Source organism: Rudanella paleaurantiibacter (genome assembly GCF_009184635.1).
GTDB lineage: Bacteria > Bacteroidota > Bacteroidia > Cytophagales > Spirosomataceae > Rudanella > Rudanella paleaurantiibacter.
Genome location: NZ_WELI01000014.1, coordinates 65963 through 86446, shown reverse-complemented (window position 1 = coordinate 86446; position 20484 = coordinate 65963). Strand labels below are relative to the sequence as shown.

At 50.2% G+C, this 20484-nt stretch carries 13 protein-coding genes; 6 read left to right on the top strand and 7 right to left on the bottom strand.

The window, feature by feature from the left end; translation table 11 throughout:
• Positions 1–63: 63 nt before the first annotated feature.
• On the bottom strand, positions 64–888 hold the full coding sequence (locus F5984_RS23840; protein WP_152126734.1) for a M23 family metallopeptidase: 825 nt from the start codon (positions 886–888) through the stop codon (positions 64–66).
• On the opposite strand from F5984_RS23840, the gene F5984_RS23835 reads away from it, so the two are divergent.
• The 3 genes from F5984_RS23835 to F5984_RS23825 all read left to right on the top strand — a co-directional run bounded on the left by F5984_RS23835 (position 874) and on the right by F5984_RS23825 (position 4161).
• Entirely contained in the window at positions 874–2322 is a 1449-nt protein-coding gene (locus F5984_RS23835) for a DUF4099 domain-containing protein (RefSeq protein WP_152126733.1), read from the top strand. The genes F5984_RS23840 and F5984_RS23835 overlap by 15 nt on opposite strands.
• A gap of 7 nt (positions 2323–2329) precedes the next feature.
• A complete protein-coding gene (locus F5984_RS23830; RefSeq protein WP_152126732.1) occupies positions 2330–3685 on the top strand; it encodes a toprim domain-containing protein in 1356 nt (451 codons plus the stop codon).
• Between the two features lie 71 nt (positions 3686–3756).
• A complete protein-coding gene (locus tag F5984_RS23825; protein ID WP_152126731.1) occupies positions 3757–4161 on the top strand; it encodes a hypothetical protein in 405 nt (134 codons plus the stop codon).
• Here the strand turns inward: F5984_RS23825 and F5984_RS23820 are convergent.
• From F5984_RS23820 to F5984_RS23795, 6 genes are all read right to left on the bottom strand, one after another.
• Positions 4098–4601, bottom strand: coding sequence for a hypothetical protein (locus F5984_RS23820; protein ID WP_152126730.1), 504 nt, complete (start codon positions 4599–4601; stop codon positions 4098–4100). The genes F5984_RS23825 and F5984_RS23820 overlap by 64 nt on opposite strands.
• Before the next feature lie 28 nt (positions 4602–4629).
• Positions 4630–7593: an ATP-binding protein gene (locus F5984_RS23815; protein ID WP_152126729.1), complete on the bottom strand. Its 2964-nt coding sequence runs from the start codon at positions 7591–7593 to the stop codon at positions 4630–4632.
• Between the two features lie 62 nt (positions 7594–7655).
• Complete coding sequence (locus F5984_RS23810; protein WP_152126728.1) at positions 7656–10772, bottom strand: DUF1156 domain-containing protein; 3117 nt, start codon at positions 10770–10772, stop codon at positions 7656–7658.
• Positions 10769–14035, bottom strand: a complete 3267-nt coding sequence (locus F5984_RS23805) for a protein NO VEIN domain-containing protein (RefSeq protein ID WP_221412975.1) — start codon at positions 14033–14035, stop codon at positions 10769–10771. Before F5984_RS23805 ends, F5984_RS23810 begins: the two co-directional genes overlap by 4 nt.
• A gap of 240 nt (positions 14036–14275) precedes the next feature.
• Positions 14276–15328, bottom strand: coding sequence for a nucleotidyl transferase AbiEii/AbiGii toxin family protein (locus F5984_RS23800; RefSeq protein WP_152126726.1), 1053 nt, complete (start codon positions 15326–15328; stop codon positions 14276–14278).
• Complete coding sequence (locus F5984_RS23795; protein WP_152126725.1) at positions 15318–15971, bottom strand: DUF6577 family protein; 654 nt, start codon at positions 15969–15971, stop codon at positions 15318–15320. Before F5984_RS23795 ends, F5984_RS23800 begins: the two co-directional genes overlap by 11 nt.
• Before the next feature lie 441 nt (positions 15972–16412).
• Here F5984_RS23795 and F5984_RS23790 point away from each other — a divergent pair, with 441 nt between their 5' ends.
• From F5984_RS23790 to F5984_RS23780, 3 genes are read left to right on the top strand one after another with little or no spacing between them, the layout of a single operon-like run.
• Positions 16413–17474 carry a ComEC/Rec2 family competence protein gene (locus F5984_RS23790; protein ID WP_152126724.1) on the top strand — a complete coding sequence of 354 codons (1062 nt, stop codon included), beginning with the start codon at positions 16413–16415 and terminating at the stop codon, positions 17472–17474.
• Between the two features lie 2 nt (positions 17475–17476).
• A complete protein-coding gene (locus tag F5984_RS23785; RefSeq protein WP_152126723.1) occupies positions 17477–19009 on the top strand; it encodes a S1 family peptidase in 1533 nt (510 codons plus the stop codon).
• A complete protein-coding gene (locus F5984_RS23780) occupies positions 19006–20427 on the top strand; it encodes an argonaute/piwi family protein (RefSeq protein WP_152126722.1) in 1422 nt (473 codons plus the stop codon). The genes F5984_RS23785 and F5984_RS23780 overlap by 4 nt, the downstream gene beginning before the upstream one ends.
• Positions 20428–20484 lie beyond the last annotated feature (57 nt).

The following is a 20484-nucleotide window of genomic DNA, read 5'->3' as shown; positions in this document are numbered from 1 at the left end:
TTAATCATACTTATTCACCAACGCGATAGTTATCTATTTATTTTATTTAACATAATTAATTATCTATTTGTATTGAATAAAATGGCTGTCTCCGATAACTGCCAAAAAACAATACCGCATCGGGTCAACATTTCGCCCCCTGAGCTGCACAATATAATGCAGGTGTGGCCCAGTCGCCGTGCCGGTTTGCCCGACCCGACCAATTGGTTGCCCGCGTCGTATCCATTGGCCGGGCTGAACCTCGTATCGGCTCAGATGCCCGTATGTGGTAACGTACCCACTGGAGTGTTCAATTCGTACCGACAATCCCAAACCGTCTGGTTTTAGGCCGACGTGCCGAACGTACCCGTCGGCGGTGGCATACACTGGGGTTCCGGCTGGTTGCGGGAAATCTATGCCATTGTGCAGATGGCGTTGTCCGGTTATCGGATGGCAACGTACCCCGAAGTGACTGCTGATACGGTACTGCTTGCGGCTCAGTACGCGCAGGGGAGGAATGGACGGTACGTTTTGCCATCGGTCAGCCAGAACCGAAGGTTTTTCCCGGTCAGAGGATAATACCGGTTGAGTAGGGTAGTGGGAAGATACAATCAGACCTGTATCCTTACGCTGCACTTTTTCGCTCCTCTTTGGGAAATTACTGATTGGTTTGGTAAATCGAACTGTGTCATTGAAATGGCTGATTCTTAACGATTCAGGTGCGGCTGATTTCGACCGAAAAATGACTTGAGCCATTAAAGGCATTTCAGAAATGGTGGTTTTGACAATAAAAAGCCAGAAAAAGAGGCATTTCATACGTTGAGATATATAGTCAGAAAATCTATCTTTACTATAGTAAATGTAGAAAAATGATTTTTCTTGTAAATCAACCGTATGAATAAAGCGCAAACAATTGCCGAACGACTGGAGACGGAAGAATACTCGTTACTTCTGCCAGCTAAGTCGGAGCATCTACGTCAATACCTCGGCAATGATGGACTGTTGTCGAACGAAGAAATCTGCCGGGCTTTGTACGACGATGCCCTCACCAAAAAAGCACTTCGGGAAAAGGTCGGGCAGGCGGGCGTTACCACCGACAAAAAGCTAATCGACGACCTCACAAGCCATCTGTGGCAGACGCATCAGTCAGTTCAAAAAGTCAAACACCTGCTACCTGCCGAGGGCATAGACCCGAAGGCAACGTACCGGTTGACGATTGAGCAGAGGCAGGCCCAGAAGCTGGAGCCGGGTAAGCAGGTGGTCGATGCGACACCGATCCCCAAAGTGGTGGTTGTGAACGGCAACCTGCTGGCCAACTTCCTGCACAACTACCGGATGAACCGGGATATGCAGCTACGGGTGGAGAAGCTCCCCGCCAACGAGCGGCAGAGCCAGACCAATACAGCCAGTTTGGGGGAAAAAGCTACGGCAGAAAAGCCGTCGGTTCAGGCAACAGTGCAGGAAGAGCGAAAACCAGCCGTAGAGCTAAAGCCCGCGTTGGTGGCAAGTGCTCAGGCTCCTCAATCATCTGTCGGAACCAAACCGAAACAGGAGCCGAAAAACCTTGATTGGGATCGGTTGGCTCCGCAACTAGCCGCGCTGGGCATCACCCGCGAACAGCTCGAAAAGTCGGGACAGTTAAAGCAGTTGCTGGCAGGTCAGCAAACGGGTCCGCTGACTTACGATCAGAAACTGAGCAACCGCTACGTATCCATGACGGGAAAGCTACGGGTTGTGGAGGTCAACGGGCAGTACCGGCTTCGTTTCCAGCCTTTAAAAGACGAGAAGGTTGTCCGGGCGTTGATCATTCCGAAACAGGTGCACGGCTACACCATCACGCCTGACGACCGCGCCAGCCTCATCCGTACTGGTGAACTGGGCCGTTTGGTACAACTCACCGATCCGGCCACTAAAAAACCTTACCAGGCGTATGTTGGCACGGATAGCCGCACCGGTCAGGTGGTGGTAGCGCGTCCTGAACAGATCAAGCTGCCTAAGACCATCAACGGAGTGCCACTGACGCAGACTCAGCGTGAGCTAATTGGGCAGGGGAAAGCGATTCGGCTCGACGGGCTAAAGGGCGAGAACGGGCAAACGTTTTCGGCCTACGTTCAGGTTTCGGCGGCAAAGAAGGGGCTGAACGTATCGACAATACCAGCCAACGCCGTCCGCAAAACCACCGATGTGAAAACCGCCCTCGATCTGAAACGGCCCAGCGACCGGCTCGAAGGCACCACGTCGGGGCATAGTGCTAAAACGGATAACAAGGCAAAGCAACGTCAGGCACCTACGAAAGAACCCGCCATGCGTGAGGAAATGAATCGAGGAGTACGGATACGCTAATGAAGCCATGCAGCATACACATGGGAACGCCCACCGCTCGTTGGACGATTACCGAAGGGAGATTGATTTAGTGTCGTTTTTGGAACAGGAGGGGTTTCGGGTCAAAACGAGTAAAGGGTCGCGGCACAGTAAATGGGTAACGATGGAAGAGCCGGATTCGGGCCGCTGCCTGATCGTTTCCCGCAAGCAGTCGGGCGAGTACCGGTACTACAACCCCAGCGACGACTTCGACAAGGGCACCATCATCGACTTTGTGGCCGGTAAGAAGCATTACGACCTGAGCACAAAAAAAGGCTGGCGCGAAGTGGCCGACTACCTCAACGATTACCTGGGCAGGCCCACGCACCACCTGCACACCGTGCAGCAGCAGCCAAGCGAAGAAGTCAAACGAAACCGGGCGGTTACACAGTATTTTGAGCTGGAGCCGCTCCGGGACACGCGCTACCTGGAAAGCCGGGGAATTCTGCCCGAAACGCTTTCTTCTTTCCCCTTTGGCCAACGAATCTTCAACCAGACGTTTACCAACGAGGAAAAGACGTTCCGGGTTACTAACACCGTGTTTCCGCTCGAAAACGAAAACGGAATGCTGGGCCTCGTCGTCCGAAACGATGGCTACAACAAAATCCGGGGGAGCAAGGAAGACGGTGTTTGGGTAAGCAACATTGACCCAACCCGGCCACCAAAGGAGGTGTTTATCTGTGAAAGCCCTATTGATGCGCTGTCGTATCACCAGTTGTGCCCGCCCGCGCAGCCGCACGAACGGATGTACATTTCTTTGGCCGGAACGCCCTCGCACACGCAGCCGCTGACGGTGCAACGCTTAGTCAGCCGACTTCGGCCCGAACGTATCGTGCTGGGAAACGACAACGACCCGATGGGCATCTACTACAATACGCTGTGGCTGGCCCAACTGAATCCGGCCCGCACACCGGTTGGCGTTGGGCCGGTGGGCCGGGTGCTGGCCAGCGAGCGGAAATGCACCGTTCTGTTCGATGGATTGCCAACAGGAACACCCCAAACGGAGGCTTATATCCGTTATTGGCAGCAGGGCGTAGCGATACTAAACAAAGGTTACGAGGCCAACGACCAGCGGGCAAAACTGGAGGTAGTAGGAGGGGGGCCTTCGGCCATCACTCAGCTACGGCTCGACCTGCCCAAACAACGCCCGTTTCTGATCCGGCTCGAAAAAATGATGGCCGATTTCCGGGGATTAACGCAGGTTGTCGGCATCAAACGACCGATGGAAAAGGACTGGAACGACCAGCTCAAACAGAGTCAGCAGGAATCGCTGAAGGCCATGCAAAAGCCTCCTGTAAGCCCGAAGCCGGAAGGGGAAAATCAGCGAACATTTCCGCGCCGGTAAACGTATAAGAAGTTACTCAACCCAACCGCCGTAGCGTTCCGGTGCTGTGGCGTGCCGACCAACTATTAAACATGGAATCCCACATTTTGGAGTATCGGAGTGCTGCTTTTGAAGTATGCCAGTGTCAGATTGAGGTGTGTCGAACGATGAATGTGGTAATTGCAACAGAAACCCCCGATGGTATCGAGGTAACGGAGAATGTCGAAACCATCGCCAACGAAGTGGTTCGCCAATTCGACCTCAACCCACATGGTCTGTTTTTCATCGAACGGTGCTACCCCGAAACGCCTTTTGAGAATGCCAGTCTGGTAGAATTCTGCTTAGACGAAGGCGCGGAGCTACGAAACCCAAAGCGTTTCGACCTGCCGCCCTCCGTCCTGGCAAAAATCAAAGGTGTCGGTGTTGGCCCACATTATGACCGTTTCAACACCGTCGTTACGGTTGATGACGACGAACTACCGGCAATAGGTTGCTGACGGGTCAACCGTAACGTGGTTTCATCACGAGTAAGCGCGTAATCCGTTGAGGTACCGTTGGGGGCCGTGAGCGTCAGTTTGCCATCGTTCACGGCCCACCGCGCCCCACCAAACCCAGCCAGCGGCCCGGCATCGCCCACACTCCGGCACGTTGCCGGGTTATCAATCCCCGCTGAGCCATCCGCATTCAGCGACAGTGTAATGTCGCGCAGGCAGGTCGTGCCGGTAAGTTGCTGGTAGAAAGCGGCTACGTCGGTAACGGTGCCAAAGGGTGGTCCCAAGGCAAAGCCGGGGTCTGCCGTGATCGTGCTGACTCTGTATTGTCCGGCAATGCTGGCCGGTGATATGTCGCTGTTGCGGGAGCAGCTAAAGGGAATAGCTAATGCAAGCAAACCAATGTAAGCTTTTTGCCTGAATTTAATACTTAACAAGGTTTTCATAAATGCGTTGAGTTGAGCCAAATTTCGGCTATTTGAAAGCGTCGTCCATGCCCATCTCTTTCAGAGCAGCACGTATTTCCTCGATTTTCTGATCGGTAAGCGTATCGTCTTCTACCTCGAAACTGACTTTAATCTTGAGGTTTGGATTATTAACCAGTTTTGCGAGGACTTTCGTATAGAGTACGTTCCACTTCTTAGGTTCGACTTGATTGGACCACGACACTTTCTTAGTGGCAGAAGAAGGCTTTTCAGAATTGTTAGTGGTCTGTGTGCCGGAAGCGCTATTTCCCGGTTCAGCGACCACCGGTTGGACGCGCTTCTCTACAGTGAGTGTTGCGGTACCAACGATTGATCCACTGCGGGCGGTTATTCGGTACGTTCCTATGTCCTGCCCAACGGTTAATTTGCCTGTCTGCGGGTCGATAGTGCCGGAGGTAGTTTCCCACGTGAGATCATCAATTATAATTTCATCGCCATGCTGATCGTAACCTCGGGCCATAAACGTATAGCTTTGACCCGGCTCCGTTGTGTATGATGGGGGAACAACCTTTAATGTTACTAACCGACGAGGTTCTTTGTGCTTTTGCGCTTCAGTAGCCGTCAGGATGTACATGTCGTCAGAAAGTTCGACATCGGCAGCCTGTAGCGGTTGATTGAACAGGAATGGTTCATAGCGCCCGTTCACTTTCCCAACGTAGGCCAAAAGACCGTTTGACACGCCTTTAGCAATCGTATGTCTGATTGAATCTGCCTTGAGCGGGCGGGGAAATTTAGGCGAAGCATAGAGCGTATCGCGAACGTTGCGGATGCTCCAGCCATCGACAAACGCTGGGGGCCAATTGCGAACCAGAAGAGTAGGAGCCAAATCCTCGACTACTTCGCCTTTACTGAGTAAATGGCTGATCATGTAGTCAGGCAGACTTCGTGACTGACTACTATGTATTAACCCCAAATTCTCTTCTTGTAACACGTTATCACGATCCAAGTACACCAACGTTCGGTAGCTTTTCCATACGTTTTCTACCAAATCGTTTCCTGCCCGTTTGATGTTCGCTGCAATCTGTTTCCGCTGTTCCTCGTCAAATCGTAGATCGGCGGCATCGTCCTGAATGGCTTCCCACGCCAGCTTCTTACGAGCATCCTCACGCAATTGGCTATCATCGTCGGCTACACAAAACAGCAGGCCGCTTTTGAAAGTACGGGTTGTTTGACTGTTGTTACGAACAATGTCTTCCAACAAGGCTTTTGTTTCGGGGTAGCTCAGCTTCTTTGAGGGGTGCATGACCACCAGCGAGAGCGCGGGTCGGTCTGTTACCTGATTGTTTCGCTCTGGAAAGTAGATGCGCTCAATACCCGCCCCTTTCTCAAAAACCTTCCGTACTTCTGCTTCGACCAACTCGTTGATAGCTGGAGCAGCAATGCTGGCTTTACGGTCTGTGAAGCGTTTGATAAGGTTCTCCTGCGTCGAAAACTTGAACTTGTTATTATTACCAGTGAGGTAATAGCAGTTGTCCAACAGCGTTTGAAGCACACTATCCACATGACCGATGTCGAGGTCCGGTTCGCCGACGTTGAATTTAATTTCGGGAATACTTGCCTGTACCTGCCCGGTTTGCCCACCATTTGATTCAAAAAAGATGATGGTGGCACATTTGCGATTGAGTCGGCTCTTCCGAACACTTTCAATAGCTTCGGCATCCATCCGAATGGCATGTGAGTCGGCCTTGCCTGCAATATCAGTTGTTACGGCTGCCTCCAGTCGATCTTCACCCAACTGTCCGAATACAGCCGCCCGAAAATTCTGGTCATCGAGGGGGGCCGTACCGAGCGAGATAAGCGTGTCTTTAAGCCCACGTTGGTAGCCGTCATTATAAGCACGTGCTACCCACAAGGCCAACAATCGGAGTACACCGCGCGTTTGTTGAAATCGGGGAAGCGATTGCCATTTCCGCTCAAACAAGGACAAAACCTGTGGATGAAACGGGTAGGTTGCTTCAAACTGTTCGCGGGCCGCATCGGCGTTGAACGTACCCGGCAACTGAGAACGGTGTTCCTGTACCCAGTTGACGTATTGACCGATGATCGGTTTGGCTTCGGGGGGTAATCCCTGCCACTCGAAAAGTCGTCGGCGAATGATCTCGGTGGTTTCTTTGCCCGCCGACATAAACAAGGGCTTACCCAGACGGTCGAGCATTTTTTTAAACCGGTCATAGTCAGCCTGGTCTTCCGCGTTCATTTCCATTTCCGAAGCCGGGATCGATACGGCCAGCACGATGTTGGACCGACTACGAACAAACTCTGTCAGAGTTTGCAGAAAATTGTAAAATTGAGCCGCAAGGTCTTTGTAATGACGGTGCCGACTGACGTAGTTAAGCAACTCGTCGTACAGCAACAAGTAAGGTGTATTAGGGTCGAAAAGCTGTTTGAGGTCGTCGCCAGAGGGGGGCGTAAAGCTTTCGTCATGTTGGCGTATCAATTCATAGCCAGCCGCTTCACCAATCTGATAAGCCAGTTCGCCCCAGGGCGTTTTGCGGTTGGGTTCGTTGATGCCATCGCCCCGACCCGATACCGAACCAAACTCCGTACCGACAAAAATTCCCACCTTGGCTACGGGGATGTCGGCCACGCCTGCTTTACGCACCACTTCGCCAATGCCCTGGTAGTCGAGGGCCTTTGTTCCGCATTTGGCAAGGTGGTAGAGCATCGTCAGCGAGTGCGTTTTACCCCCACCAAACTGCGTAGTCAGGTTAAAAACGGGCGATGTTTCCGTCGTAATGCCGTTTAGCCGCCGAACGGTTTGCGCGGCCATGTCCAGCAGCGTTTGCGTCAAATAGGTACGTTGGAAAAAACGTTCTGGGTCAACGTAATCGACCGGGGCCGTTCCGGCCCGAACATGGTCGAGGTGAACAGCGAACTCCGAAGCGTCTAAGGGTTTGTTTTCGCGTAAATCTTCGCGGGGAGTAATAATCTGGTGCCAGGCTTTCAATGCCATCAGTGTATAGCGTATCCGCATCGGCCGGTACCGGCTCCCCGGACGGGCCGATGCGGGATGGTTTATAATCCTAAACTTTTTTTGAATGTTTGAACGGCTTCGACCCACCGGCGTTCGGGTGTGTCTTTAGGGTAAAGCGCGTTTAGGGCCTGTGCTAACTTCCAGAACCGTTCGTCGCGGCCAACACCGTCTTCAACCAGAAACCGTTTCAACGCTTCGGTGCGGCCACTATCGAACAGCAGCATAGCCTGATGGAGTCGATCCAAGACGGTTTTGCCCGTTTCCTCTACTTTTAACTCTGGCATTTCATAGCCGACTGCTGGCTCTGCTACGCTTTCCAACGTGGCCGACGCAAAGTTTAAGGCTAACTGCACGACTGGCTTCTTGCGAATCGGAGCCGCCCGCAGCCCCGCCTGACCAAATAAGGGTCGGGTACGTTCCGAGACGGGCAGTAGTCGGGCTTTATCGCCCTTGACTTCGATCAGGCCGTCTTGTTTGCCCAAATCAGCTCCTAAGCCCTGGGCAATTTTTCGGGCCGTATCGTAATCGAGGACAAAGCCGCTAAGTTTTTTCTTGGATGGGGTATTGTTCTCGTCTTCTTCGTCCCCCTCCTCGTCGCTGTCTTCGTCAGTGACCGGGCCTGACGTACTGGCCGAGAGCGTCCAAAGCCACATAGCCGTTAGGCGAGCGTCTTCCTCAAAGCCTTTGGCATCGCCACCCGCGAAGACCTGATTTAACGCTTCCTGACTGACAGCCGCCCAGACCTGCTCAAGATATTCCCGCAGCGGAACGACATCACCGTTGGGTTTTTCGACTCGGCTGTACTGGCTGAAAATCTCCAGCGCAGGGCCTAAGCAAGCGAAAATAGCATCGGCACCTACTACGCCCTCGGCTGCCAGGCGGGGCATCCACTCGTGAATGCGTTTGGGTAAGGCCCGCAGCACATCGCGCCAATCACCTACTTCGTCTTCAATTAACGTACCGTCGGCACATTCACGAGGGCGGCAAACGAGGTGAATGGATGAGGCAAGCGTAACTTGCCTTTGGGCAACTAAGCGTGTCCCCATTTCTGTATCAATTGGCCATGATGCAGTAACATACCAACCTGCCGAAATAAGAGCCGTTAAAAGAGCTTCCCAGGCAGATGTTTCCGTATGGGCGAAAACTAAAACGCTAACAGAATTAGGTTTGGTTATTCTACGCCCTTCAGTCAAACAATCAAGCATTTTAGACTCATAAAATTGCTTGTCTTTTTGAAGGTGAGCAACTGCTGAGTGAGCAAGATTTTGTACGCACTCTTCACCTTTTGGTGTAAGTTGCTCTGTAAATAAGTCTGGGTAAAGTGGGCCTAATGAACGTTTCAACCACACATAGAAGAAATCGGATAGGTCAGAATATGGGACAGAGTAATAGTAAGGTGGGTCTGTTACAAAAGCGTCTATACTATCATCTGGCATTGGATGAGATGCAGCGGATGACTGAACCGAACTTCCAGATACAGCAGTAAACTGACCTGAGTTAGAATCAAGCATCTCGCAAAGCCAATCTAAAAGCGCACCTACATCCCCACTCGCGTCTCCGAAAATGTTAACCTCTGCGAAATCCCAAACCATTGGTAATGCCTGCCTCCCAAAGGTATCCACAACGTTCTCCCCGCTCGACTTCCATCGGCAAAGTGTCGAGTTATACTGAGCAATCTTGTCAATAAGAAAAGCTAAACATGTAGTTATAGCCAATATTAAGTCCTTGCTTAATTCAGAACTATTGCTGTTTTCATGTATCAGCCTACACAGAAATAGAAGAGAATACTGTTGACGAACGGTAAAAATCTCCCCAAATGAATTAATACCATATAGCGGTAGTGGTATTCTCCTTGGTTCAATACCTGTAAACTTTTCATCTGGAACCGTAGCAATTGTTCCATTTCTTAAATTCTCTTGCAGAGTTTGTTGTACTTTCTCAATGGATTCGAGATCGATCTTTTCTGGTAAACGATAGTATCTACCTTTCTCAGAAAATGTTTCCTTTGCTCCACTATTGAGACGCTCTGTTTTTAACGTTGTAACCACCGTCAATAAGCGGGCATCATTACCTCCACCTTGCCTTTTTTGTAGTTGTTTTCTAACTGACGCTACTGGTGTTATAAATCCACAGCAGGGGCAAATTGCGTTTCCTTTCTTAACACTTCCATTTGTATCGGCAGCTCGTATCTCATTAACTAATTCAATGTCAACACGCTTCTCAGTGCGGTTGGGAACCATCCGCAAACCAACGGAACGACTTCCCTTTTTCGCCAGGTACGTACTTCGCATCAGGGGTATTTCGGCCCCACAGCCAGGGCCTTCGCAAACGACGGTTCGCGCCCAGAGGTAAGCAATGGGCGTTTCGGCCACAATTCGCTTTAGCTTCCAGACACGCCCCTGCCGTTTCACCGTTTCAGGCACCTGAGGTACGTAGGTGTCGAGAGTCGGTTCGGATAGGGAGGGGTAAAACTGAGCCAGTTCGTTAGCCGCTTCCTCTTTCATCCAGGTTCCCCACTTCCGTACCTCCTCGGCCAACTGCTTACCATACTTCGGTATGTACTCCAATTGCACTTTGTTGATCAGCACCGGAATAGGATTCAGGTCTGACGCAAACGCATCGGCCCCTACGCGCAGGGCTTCGAGAGGAATAGACCCACCACCCGCGAAGGGATCAACTACCAAGGGGCGGGTGCCGGGTATGCCCCCAAGAGCCTCGTGAGCGGCTACGGTCAGGGCCTGAGCTGTAGCTAAGTAATCGGGATGGGTAGCGTTATCCCAGTTAGCAAAATCGGCGATGAAATCGAGCAGTACATTTCGCAGACAAGCCCGGTCTTCTAAAAATTCTGGTTCAGTACGTACCCGAACGAAGTGGTCATGGCTTTCAATGGAGTGCAGTCGCGCGTTCTCGTGCCGGCACCAATGGGCCATATGCTCCGTTGCCGCCTGAGCAAAGGCTTCGGGGCAGTTGGGGTCGGCGGGATCGGGCCATAGAGCCGCGCATAGCACCGCCCGGCAGGCCGCCAGTGGCCGACGTGCCCACCAGATATGCAATGTACTGATATGGCCATGCCGGATGGATTTCTCACGCCGAGCATGGGCCGAGATTCGTTTTATTGGTAAATCAACTTCGATCAGTCGCTTCGGGTAGTGGTTCATTTTCCTAAAATGTCGGCTGGTTTAGCCATGTACTGTTCTACGCGGGTTACGGGTTGCCAGTTGAGCGACGCCGGGTTTTGGATCACGTGTACGGTTGGGTTGGTCGCACAGTCGTACACCACGTAGAGAAAATAATCTTGTTGGAGCCGCTGGGCCGTGCGGTATTCGTTGGCCGAGAGCGCAATCTCGCCCACGCCCGCCCGTCCTTTTACCTCAATAAATCGCACGTCGATGGCCGTAGCGGGATCTTCTGAATGGAACCGCCGACTGATGAGGTCAAACCCTCTGTTTTCGCTTTCGACACTGTTTACCCTGTAGCCCCGTGCCTCTTCGTAAGCGATTACGGCCCGAATCGCAATCTGCTCGATCTCGGCGTTACTAACCATTGGCTGCATGGCAGGTTGGTTACGGTCTGGGTGGGGCAGCATCCAAGCTGTGCCGAGGTGCTGTGTTGAGGCAATCGTGCATTGACCCTCTTTGGCCAGTTCGCGCCGTCGGTGGTCAAGCCGGTTGCTTAGTTCCAGAATCCGATTCTCAATCTGTGTTTTAAGACCAAGCAGATTGATGGGTAGTGGTGCTTCCATCTCCTGATCAATCAGTTCGCCCAGTTTCAAATTCTGTTTGTTCAGCAGTTCGTTCAGGCTCAACTCAACGTGGCGCGTCACCACCGCTACCTCGCGTTGCCGCTCGGCCTGCACCTCGGCCAGATAATCGCGCAGTGCGTATTGAACAAGGTGTTGTTCCAGGTGCTGTTGGTCGGGCAGATTGGTAGAATCCGGCACAGCGGGGGCATCTGTAGTCGGCACGATGTCCAGAAACAGCGTGGGCTGCTTTAGTTGTACGGTTCCGTCGAGTCTGGTAGCTAACACAAACAGTCGGCGGTGTAGTACATGGCCCATGCCATCGACGATGGCCGCCGAAAAAATATCCAGCTTGGAGGGCTGATCGAGATTAAGTCCGTAGAACACGGCCCCCTTTTTCAGTTCAGAACCGAATTGCTCAACCGTTTCTTCCCGCACTACCTCAAATAGCGGATTACCGGGCGTAATCCAGTCAAGCGTACTGTCTTTGGCAATGATGTCTTTGGAGAACGCTACCTGCCCGTACTCATGCCCCAGCATGCCATATCGTTTCTCGTTCAACTCGCCCCGGTGCCACAGGTTGCGTGGTACCCGCCCGACCGTGAACACGCCACTGTGTTTGCGGGTCTCCCTGGGGGTGATTCCCTGATAGGGAGCCGCTTGTAGAAAGAAATCTTGAATGACTTCGGGCACTAACCGCCGTTCTTTCGCTTCCGCCGATTTCCCCAGAATAGCCGATAGGTTCAGCTCACGCTTAGCCAGACCCTCCAGTGTTGAGTTGGTAATCTGTCGGAATCGCTCAGTATTGGTTTCATGCACAATCCGCTCGACAATCGGTAATTCGCTGTCGTAGTTACGAGCGTACATTTCCCGCAACATTTTTTCCAGCAGGTTCGAGGGGAAAATATCACCCAATACGTTGAAGACTTTGCCTGTGTGGCCAGGGTCCAGATCATCCTCAATCTGGGAGATGCGCTCAAATAGTTTGTGCATCACCCGCCCCTCGCGGGTATTAGTCGAAACAAAGTTCAGAATTAGACAATCCTTCTCCTGCCCGTAGCGATGGACGCGACCCATCCGTTGCTCTAACCGGATTGGGTTCCAGGGGATGTCATAGTTAATCATCAGCCAGCAGAACTGTAAGTTTATCCCCTCGCCGGCGGCTTCGGTGGCCACCATGATCTGCGCTGACTCTTTGAACTCACGTTCAGCACAGATGCGCGTTCCGGGCGTATTACGGTCGCCAATCTTCATGCCGCCGTGGATTTGCGTAGTCTTCAAGCCCCACTCGACCAGTTTACCCAGTGGTCGGCCTTCCTTACCATCGCCAACCAGATAATCAAGCGTGTCTTTGTGCTCTGTAAAAATGAGCAGCTTCATTTTCGGGTCTGAGAAAACGCCCTGTTTGGTCAGTACGTCTTTTAGCTCCACTATCTTATTCTCAACCTCCTGTGCTTCAAGCTCTTTTGCCTGCCCTATTAGCCGACGCAGGGCTTCAATATCTAAGCGCAAGTCGGCAGGATTATATGTAATAATAGCTGCTTCCAGTGATTCCAGTAACGTCTGTTGGTCCTCATCAGGCATCTCATCATAGTTATCAGGCAGACGGTTAATAATTTGCCGCTGTCGGTAGGCTTCGGGGTCACGCAGGATTTCTTCTCGACGTGTTTTCATTCGCTCTAAACTCCGACGTACTGCGAACAGACTCGACGCGAATCGGCGTTGGAGCATGGCCATTGTGAAGCCGACCGCCCGTCCTCGCGCCGTGTTGTCTTGTGAGGCCCGAATTGACTGATCTTCGACGTATTTGGTCAGTTCGTTGTAGAAAGCCCATTCTTCATCTTCAATGCGGAAGCCAATAGTTTGCACATTTCGCCGGGTAAAAAGCGACATGGCTTTGCCGGTTGTCGGGTCTGGAAATGAGACTAAGGCTTCTTTCACCCGGCGCAGGTAAAATGGAGCTTCGTTGTGTTGAATGGCTTCATCCAAACTGGCCACATCGGCATACACATCCCGGTCGAGTAGTTTCAGGAACAGTTGAAACTGTTTTTTGTCGCCTTTGTGGGGCGTTGCTGTCATCAATAGAAAGTGGTCGGTACGTTCAGATAAGGATTCCCCTAATTGGTATGCATAGGTCTTATTATCTTCCGTCGAAGCACTCATTTTGTGAGCCTCATCCACAATGACCAAATCCCACGTTGCCCGAAGGAGGCTTTGATTGGCATCTTCCTGGAGCGCGGCCCACGATACGGACGTTACTACCTGACTTTTCTCCTGCCAGGGGTTGGAACCATAATTTGCCCGTAAGACATCGCCCCGCACGACCTCGAAGTGTTCGCGAAACTTGTCTTTCATCTCGCGCTGCCACTGAAATGTCAAGTTAGCGGGCGTTACAATAAGTATTCGCCGTGCCAGTCCACGCGCCTTTAGTTCTTTGATGAGTAGCCCCGCCATGACCGTCTTGCCAGCCCCCGGATCGTCGGCCAGTAAGAATCGAATGCGGGGCATCTTCAGAAAGTAGTCGTAGACGGCTTCCAACTGATGGGGAAGTGGATCAACCCTCGCAATAGATAACGAAAAATAAGGATCGTATTCGTAGGCGAGTCCCAATCGATGGGCCTCGACGGCCAGCCGAAATTTTTGTGCGTTTCCGTCGTAAGAACCCTGTTCTACGAACGTCAAGCGGTTGAATTGCTCTGGTGCTACAACCCGATCATACGACTGGTTACTGTCGCCCCGACCAATAATTCGTACTGAATCGCCAAACGGCATTGCTACAATGACGTGTACCTGTTCTGGAAACAGGTCACCAGTGATAATTGTATTTGGCTTTAGACGTTCGATAAAAGTTGCTACCATCGCTGACGACCTGGATATTTTGATTCTTAAAGCTTTACTAGGGCAGGGCGAGATCGATAATGATTAGCCTAACGTCGCACAGTACCAATAAAAAAAGGCTTCTGCTGAGGTCTTCTTCAATCTGTTCAACCGGTTAAAGGTCAAGTCAGTGATTTGCAGGTCAATTACTTGGTTTGTTTCCCGATAACGTTGTGGGTCTTCGGCACCGGTTCGGAGTAGGCGGCTCAGGTATGCAGCTTTTGCACCGGCTGTAATCGCGTCCTCGATGCGAAAATCGCTGACGATGAAGTTATTCATCCGCTTGATGCCATCCTGTAGAAACAGGAACTGAGCCTGTTTAGTATCCCGCTGGGCAAGCAACACAGCCGTGTTGAACACATCTTCCAGTACGTCGTCCGGCGAGATGGAAAGCCCACGGAATCCAATTTCCTGCCGGGCCAGCCGCTCAAACGTTGTCCGAACCGACGCGATATCGGTCATGTAGTCGAAGAGCAAAGCCACGTCGAATAACTGTTTCACCACTTCGAGCGGACGCTTCTTGCTGTAAAGAATTCCTGTTGTGTTAGGGGCAAAGGCCGTCAGTTTATCGCCCAGAAGACAGTTCACATCTGGGAGCTGCACTATTGGGTACGGCGCGGCTGTCTGTAGCCACGGATGAGTCAGGGGCTTTTCTACCAATATCTCATAGTCAGGTTCGGCATACAGGATGTCAAGCAGGACAGGCTCAGGACCGAAACCAGCCTGCGCGTCGATGACGCTATCGTAATAAAATTTGTAGTGCTCGACAGGTACGTGTTGGTGGCTCTTGCGCCCGGAATCGTCGCTCCACCGCGTAAACAGGCCTGTTTCTACGATGGCATCGAACAGCGCGGGCAGCGCAGCGTTTCGCTCAACCATCACAATATCAATGTCGATTGATAACCGACGTGGCTGATCGAAGTGCAAGACCAGCGACGTACCCCCTTTGAACACGAACGTAAGTCCCCCGAGTCGTAGTTGTTCCAGCAGGCTCAACGCCCGCAACACCTTCTCCAGTAACTTTAGATCAACAGGCTTCGTGAACTGACCGGCAATGGTTTTAATCCAGCCGGCCGTAAAGGTTTCATTAAGAATCATATCCGGTGGGTAACTGGCTCAAATAGTTTTCTACGTTCGGAAGCTGATGCCGACGGCGGGCATAGCGTCGCAGCCGGTCCAGATTCAGCGCGAAACGGCTATTGAACTCCATGTAAATGTTGGGAAGCTCCTCGGCAAACAGATCAAACACCCTCCGGTCGGCAACCAGGTCAACCAGGATCTTCTCAGCGGTCGGCACGTTCAGGCCGTTACCGTCCTGCTGAAGCGGAGCTTCGCTGACCAGTGGCTTGACCAGCAGGGAGATGGACGAGTCTCTGTTGTAGCGTTGAGCCAGTCTTAGGTCTTCTGCCCGAAGAACAGGGGCCATCTGGAGGATACCTTCACGAGGATGGCGCAGGATGGCATCCAGCACAGCATCTACGGCATCGCGTTCCGTCTCGACCAGCCAGTACGCCACAAAAGGCTGCTGAATCGTAAAGCTGTGTACGGTAGCCGTTGACCAGAAACAGGTAGTCAGGAGAGGAAACTGTTCGCTCAGGTGTCTGCCGAGGCTGACCAGTTCATCCGGCAGGCCCGGCACAAATGACTTTCGGGCCAGTGGCTCCCCGGCTACTTCATAACGCCCTCGTCCGCGTCGTATCAGTTGGCCAGCTTCAAGCAACGTATGAATATACCAGTCCAAGGTCGTACTCGCTGCGTTCGGGTGCGCTTGCTTGAGTGCAGCGCGTAACGCCGACCGCTGTATCATACTGTTTGGCCCGAGTGCCTGTAGGATGCCGGTGTGTTGCATGAGTCCTTCACTACAATATTTTGGCAAATATAAGAAAAAGTGCCGTATTTTGGGAAAATCCTAAATAGGCTGTGTTAAATTCTGAAGCGGATAAAATCAGCAGAGTTTTTAAGCACTTAGCAGGTTTTTGCCAAATCCAATTTGGGTTGTATGACATTCTGTCAAATAATATACTTTGTAAAGCAACTGTCGCAGCAGCAAGCGCATGACGAATTCGCTGACCCACACAGATTCTATGTCATCGTGACATACTGCCCTAATCGGCACTATCATTGACTGGGTGTGTTTGGCACTGTAGCTGCTCGGAGAGCTACCACATTTGAGTTGTACAGTATGATTTTAGATATTTTACCGGCATCATGTGGAGACGCTTTATTATTAAAGTGGCAAGGATCGAGTGGTCGAAATCGTAATATCTTGATCGATGGAGGTGTTACTAATACATATAACCAGTCCCTAAAGTATGAAATTCAGCTTTTGCTTGAGCGAAAGGAGGTAATTGACCTACTAATACTCAGCCATATTGATTCCGATCATATCGGGGGAGTGCTTCGGCTGGTTAATGAAATGGAACTGAGACGGTTGCCTGATAAACTGCTTTCGGCCTGTTGGTTTAACTCTGCCCGTGTCATTTCACGCTACTTTTATAGGATTGATGAGCATCAACACGATGTCATGTTGCCTCATACCGATAAGCAGATTAGTACAAAACAAGGCAATACGCTTGAACGATTTCTTGAACGCTTGCAGATATCCACTAATAAGACGCCAATAGCTGCGATTCAAGAATATGATTTGGACGGGCTTACAATCAATGTAATCTCGCCCGACGAACCGTCTCTCCAAAGACTCAGCAAGGATTGGCAAACGGAAATCATGCCTTCAAAAAATGTACCACTCGCTGGTCGGCAAGTAGATTACCATCTCAGTATTCAGGAGCTAATTGAACGACCCATTCATGAGGACAGAGGAGTGCCAAACGGAAGCAGTATCGCATTTCTGGCAACTCATCGGGAAAAGCAAGTGTTACTTCTGGCCGATGCACATCCTTCGGTAATCATAGCCAGCTTGCAGAAGCAAGGATACAGTGACGTTCATAAACTCAAAGTGGATTGCGTAAAGGTGTCTCACCACGGTAGTAAACATAATACTAATGAAGCACTACTGGCCTTACTCGACTGCAACCGATTTATTGTCTCTACAAACGGGAGCAACACGCACGGTCTGCCCCATAAAGAAGCATTGGCAAGAATCATCTATCATAATTACCAGCGAGGTCAGCCAACCGAGCTAATCTTTAATTACCGCAATGCTATTACTGAGGGAATCTTTTCGCCTTCAGAAATGCAAGCGTTTGGTTTCCAATGTTCGTTTCAAAACGAGATCGTCTTCTAAGTATGACTATATCTGAACTTTTGCAAAAACTAACCATTCGTATCAATCGGCAAGGAAGTGGTATCCTTTTTACGCATCCCAACGACCCGCAACACTACTACGTTTTCACGGCTAATCATTGTATTGAACCAAATCCTAATTTTTGTCTGGTAGAGTACGAGCCGGAGGTTGGTAGTTTCAAGAAGATCGTTGTCGATAAAGAGAACTTCTTTGTCGATCCTAAGCATGATTTTGCGTTACTGCTAATCAACCGATCTGATTTTCCAGTAGGTGAGTCCGCGATTCCGACCATTACAATTGGTCGGGTCAACGATGATTCTGGTACATTTCATTTCAGAGGTTATCCAGCGGCATTGGGAGGAGAAGCGACTAAACTTGAAGCTAGGTTCATCGAAGCGTCTGGACAAGTGTTTAAGATACGAACGAATACCAGTCTCAGCGATTCGTCGGGCGATCTGGCGGCCAGTTCAGTTGCGGGGTTCTCAGGCAGTGGAGTTGTGGTTGAAGCCGATGGCAAACCCGTTTTGGTAGGAATAGTCACGCAATTAGGCAATTCAGCCGGATCATTTAACCAAGTTCATTGTTGTAACTTTTCAATGGTTAATCAGCTCTTCAATCGGTATAGCCTGCCGGAGCTAAAGCTTGAGGATGTTGAGGGAAGCCTGGAAGACAAAACGACAGAAACCCTTTATTCATCGCTTCTGAAGGTCCGTTTACCGGAACGAGTGTTCATTGGGGAAGTCGCTACCACCCGTAGTGAACTCTTCGAATACGGCCGAAGGGAAGAAAAATTCATACCCTACAAGCTGGATAGTCGGCAGTTTGTATATGAGCTATTGAAGATGAAAGGGCTTAAGCTGAGTGGTGACTTTGCGGTTTCCAATAATAAGATCATCACGTTTTATGATCTTACCCAAAGTGATAACTCGTTCCACCATCTGGTTGAACCAGGAACCGTAGAATCGTTTGGTATCGATGAATTCTGTGCGGTAGCCGATCAGCAGCGCACATTCGTGAGCCTGTTGAACACATGCCTAAGCCGAAAGCTTCATCATATGGGTATCGCTTGGAAACACGAGGACAGAACGTACATTTTTGCGCCGGAAGATGATCTCTTGTCCAAACGACAGATTAGATGGAAGGGAAAGGTGAGAACTGAGCGGACTGTGTTTGAAGCGAAAATGCATTCAAAAACGAATCCTGACGAGCCCGACAAGCTTTGGCACTGTACTCATTTCGCCTTCCAATGTAGTTTTCGTCAATTCGGTCAGGAGTGGTATTTAAATATCAGCCCTGATGCTTATGCCACTCACGACGGCAAGAAGAAACACTTTTGGAAAACGCAGGAATTAGCCACTTACAAAAAGAAAAAGGAGCGAAACGGCGAAGTATTTACCCACGTTCGATTTCTGGCTTATTTCCTAAGCCAAAGCAAGGACTTCTTCCTGAACTTTGATGAATTAGTGAGCTTTGACAACGCGCCCAAGCTGACGGATGATTATTGGCACATTAAAAAAGAAAAAAAGTCTTTATGAAGCTGAAATATATTCAGGAACCTGAACTTGAGTTTGCCCAGGACAAACATATTTGTCCCCGAGCTGGAATCAGTACCTTCGATACTTATGAATCGAAGAATGACTATCGGAAGAAGGAAATCAACGTTGGAGGAGTTGGAACCAGTGACAACTTGGGTAAATTATCCGACTGGATTGATAAATGCAGCCGCTTCATTCCTCAGAAAGCTGACAACAATCATCCTCGACTCTATGCCGCGTTCTCTGGATTTAATTTGTCGTCAGGGTTTAAGTCGAATCTGCAATACGGGGAAGCGTTAACCAAAGACATCAACAATTCTGACATTAAACGAATCATTAAGATTGCTAACGATAATGAGCGCATCACAGAGGCCATTGATTTGTATTACGAAAAAGTAAAATTTGTTGCCCAGCACCGCAATGTTGATCTAATTACCTGTGTCATTCCGGCGGAGTTGTTTCCTTACATTGCAAAGGAACCCAAGACGGATCAGGAAGAGACGATTGAAGGAAACGAAGAAGAACCTTCTGATTATGAATTAAACTTCCGGCGTGCTTTAAAAGCAAAAACGATGCACCTGGGTAAGCCTTTACAGTTGGTACGTGAACAGTCGTTAAGTCCCTCCCGTTTTCAACAGGATGAAGCAACGAAAGCATGGAATTTTAGTACGGCTGCTTACTACAAAGCGAATCAGATTCCTTGGCGTCTACCCCATAACATCAATCGGCCGTCCGTCTGCTTTGTCGGTATCAGCTTCTATAAAAGTCGGGACAAGAAAGTTACCCACACCAGTTTAGCTCAGATATTTGATGAATTAGGTAATGGCGTTATCTTAAGGGGAACCCCCGTTAAGATCGATGAGCGGGACCGTAAACCACACTTAGAGTCGGAGCAAGCATTTGAACTCTTAAAAGGTGCCTTAAGCGAATACAATCTGGCTATGGAAACGTTTCCAGCCCGGTTAGTCATCCATAAGTCATCTAATTATAACGAAGACGAATTAGATGGTTTTCGCAATGCGGTCTATGAAATGGGTATCGGTAAAGTAGATTTTGTCACCATACTGGACTCAAACGTGAGAATGCTACGGGATGGTATGTATCCTGCCTTGAGGGGGACTCACATTGAATTAGATAAAAATATTCGACTGTTGTACACAAAAGGGTCGGTTGAGTATTATCGCACCTACCCAGGTCCTTACATACCTCAACCCCTTGAAGTTAGAGTCGTTGAAAGTGATGTATCGCCTGATATCATCTGCGAGGAAATTTTAGCCTTAACCAAAATGAATTGGAATAATACACAGTTTGATGGCAAGTACCCAATCACGATGGTTTGCGCTAGGAAGGTGGGTGAGGTGATGAAGTACCTCGATATTCATGAAAAAGCTCAAATAAAATATGGCTTTTATATGTGATAAATTTGAAAAATCTTTGGAAAAATTCATTTATTTTCCCAAAGATTTGTGTAGTCT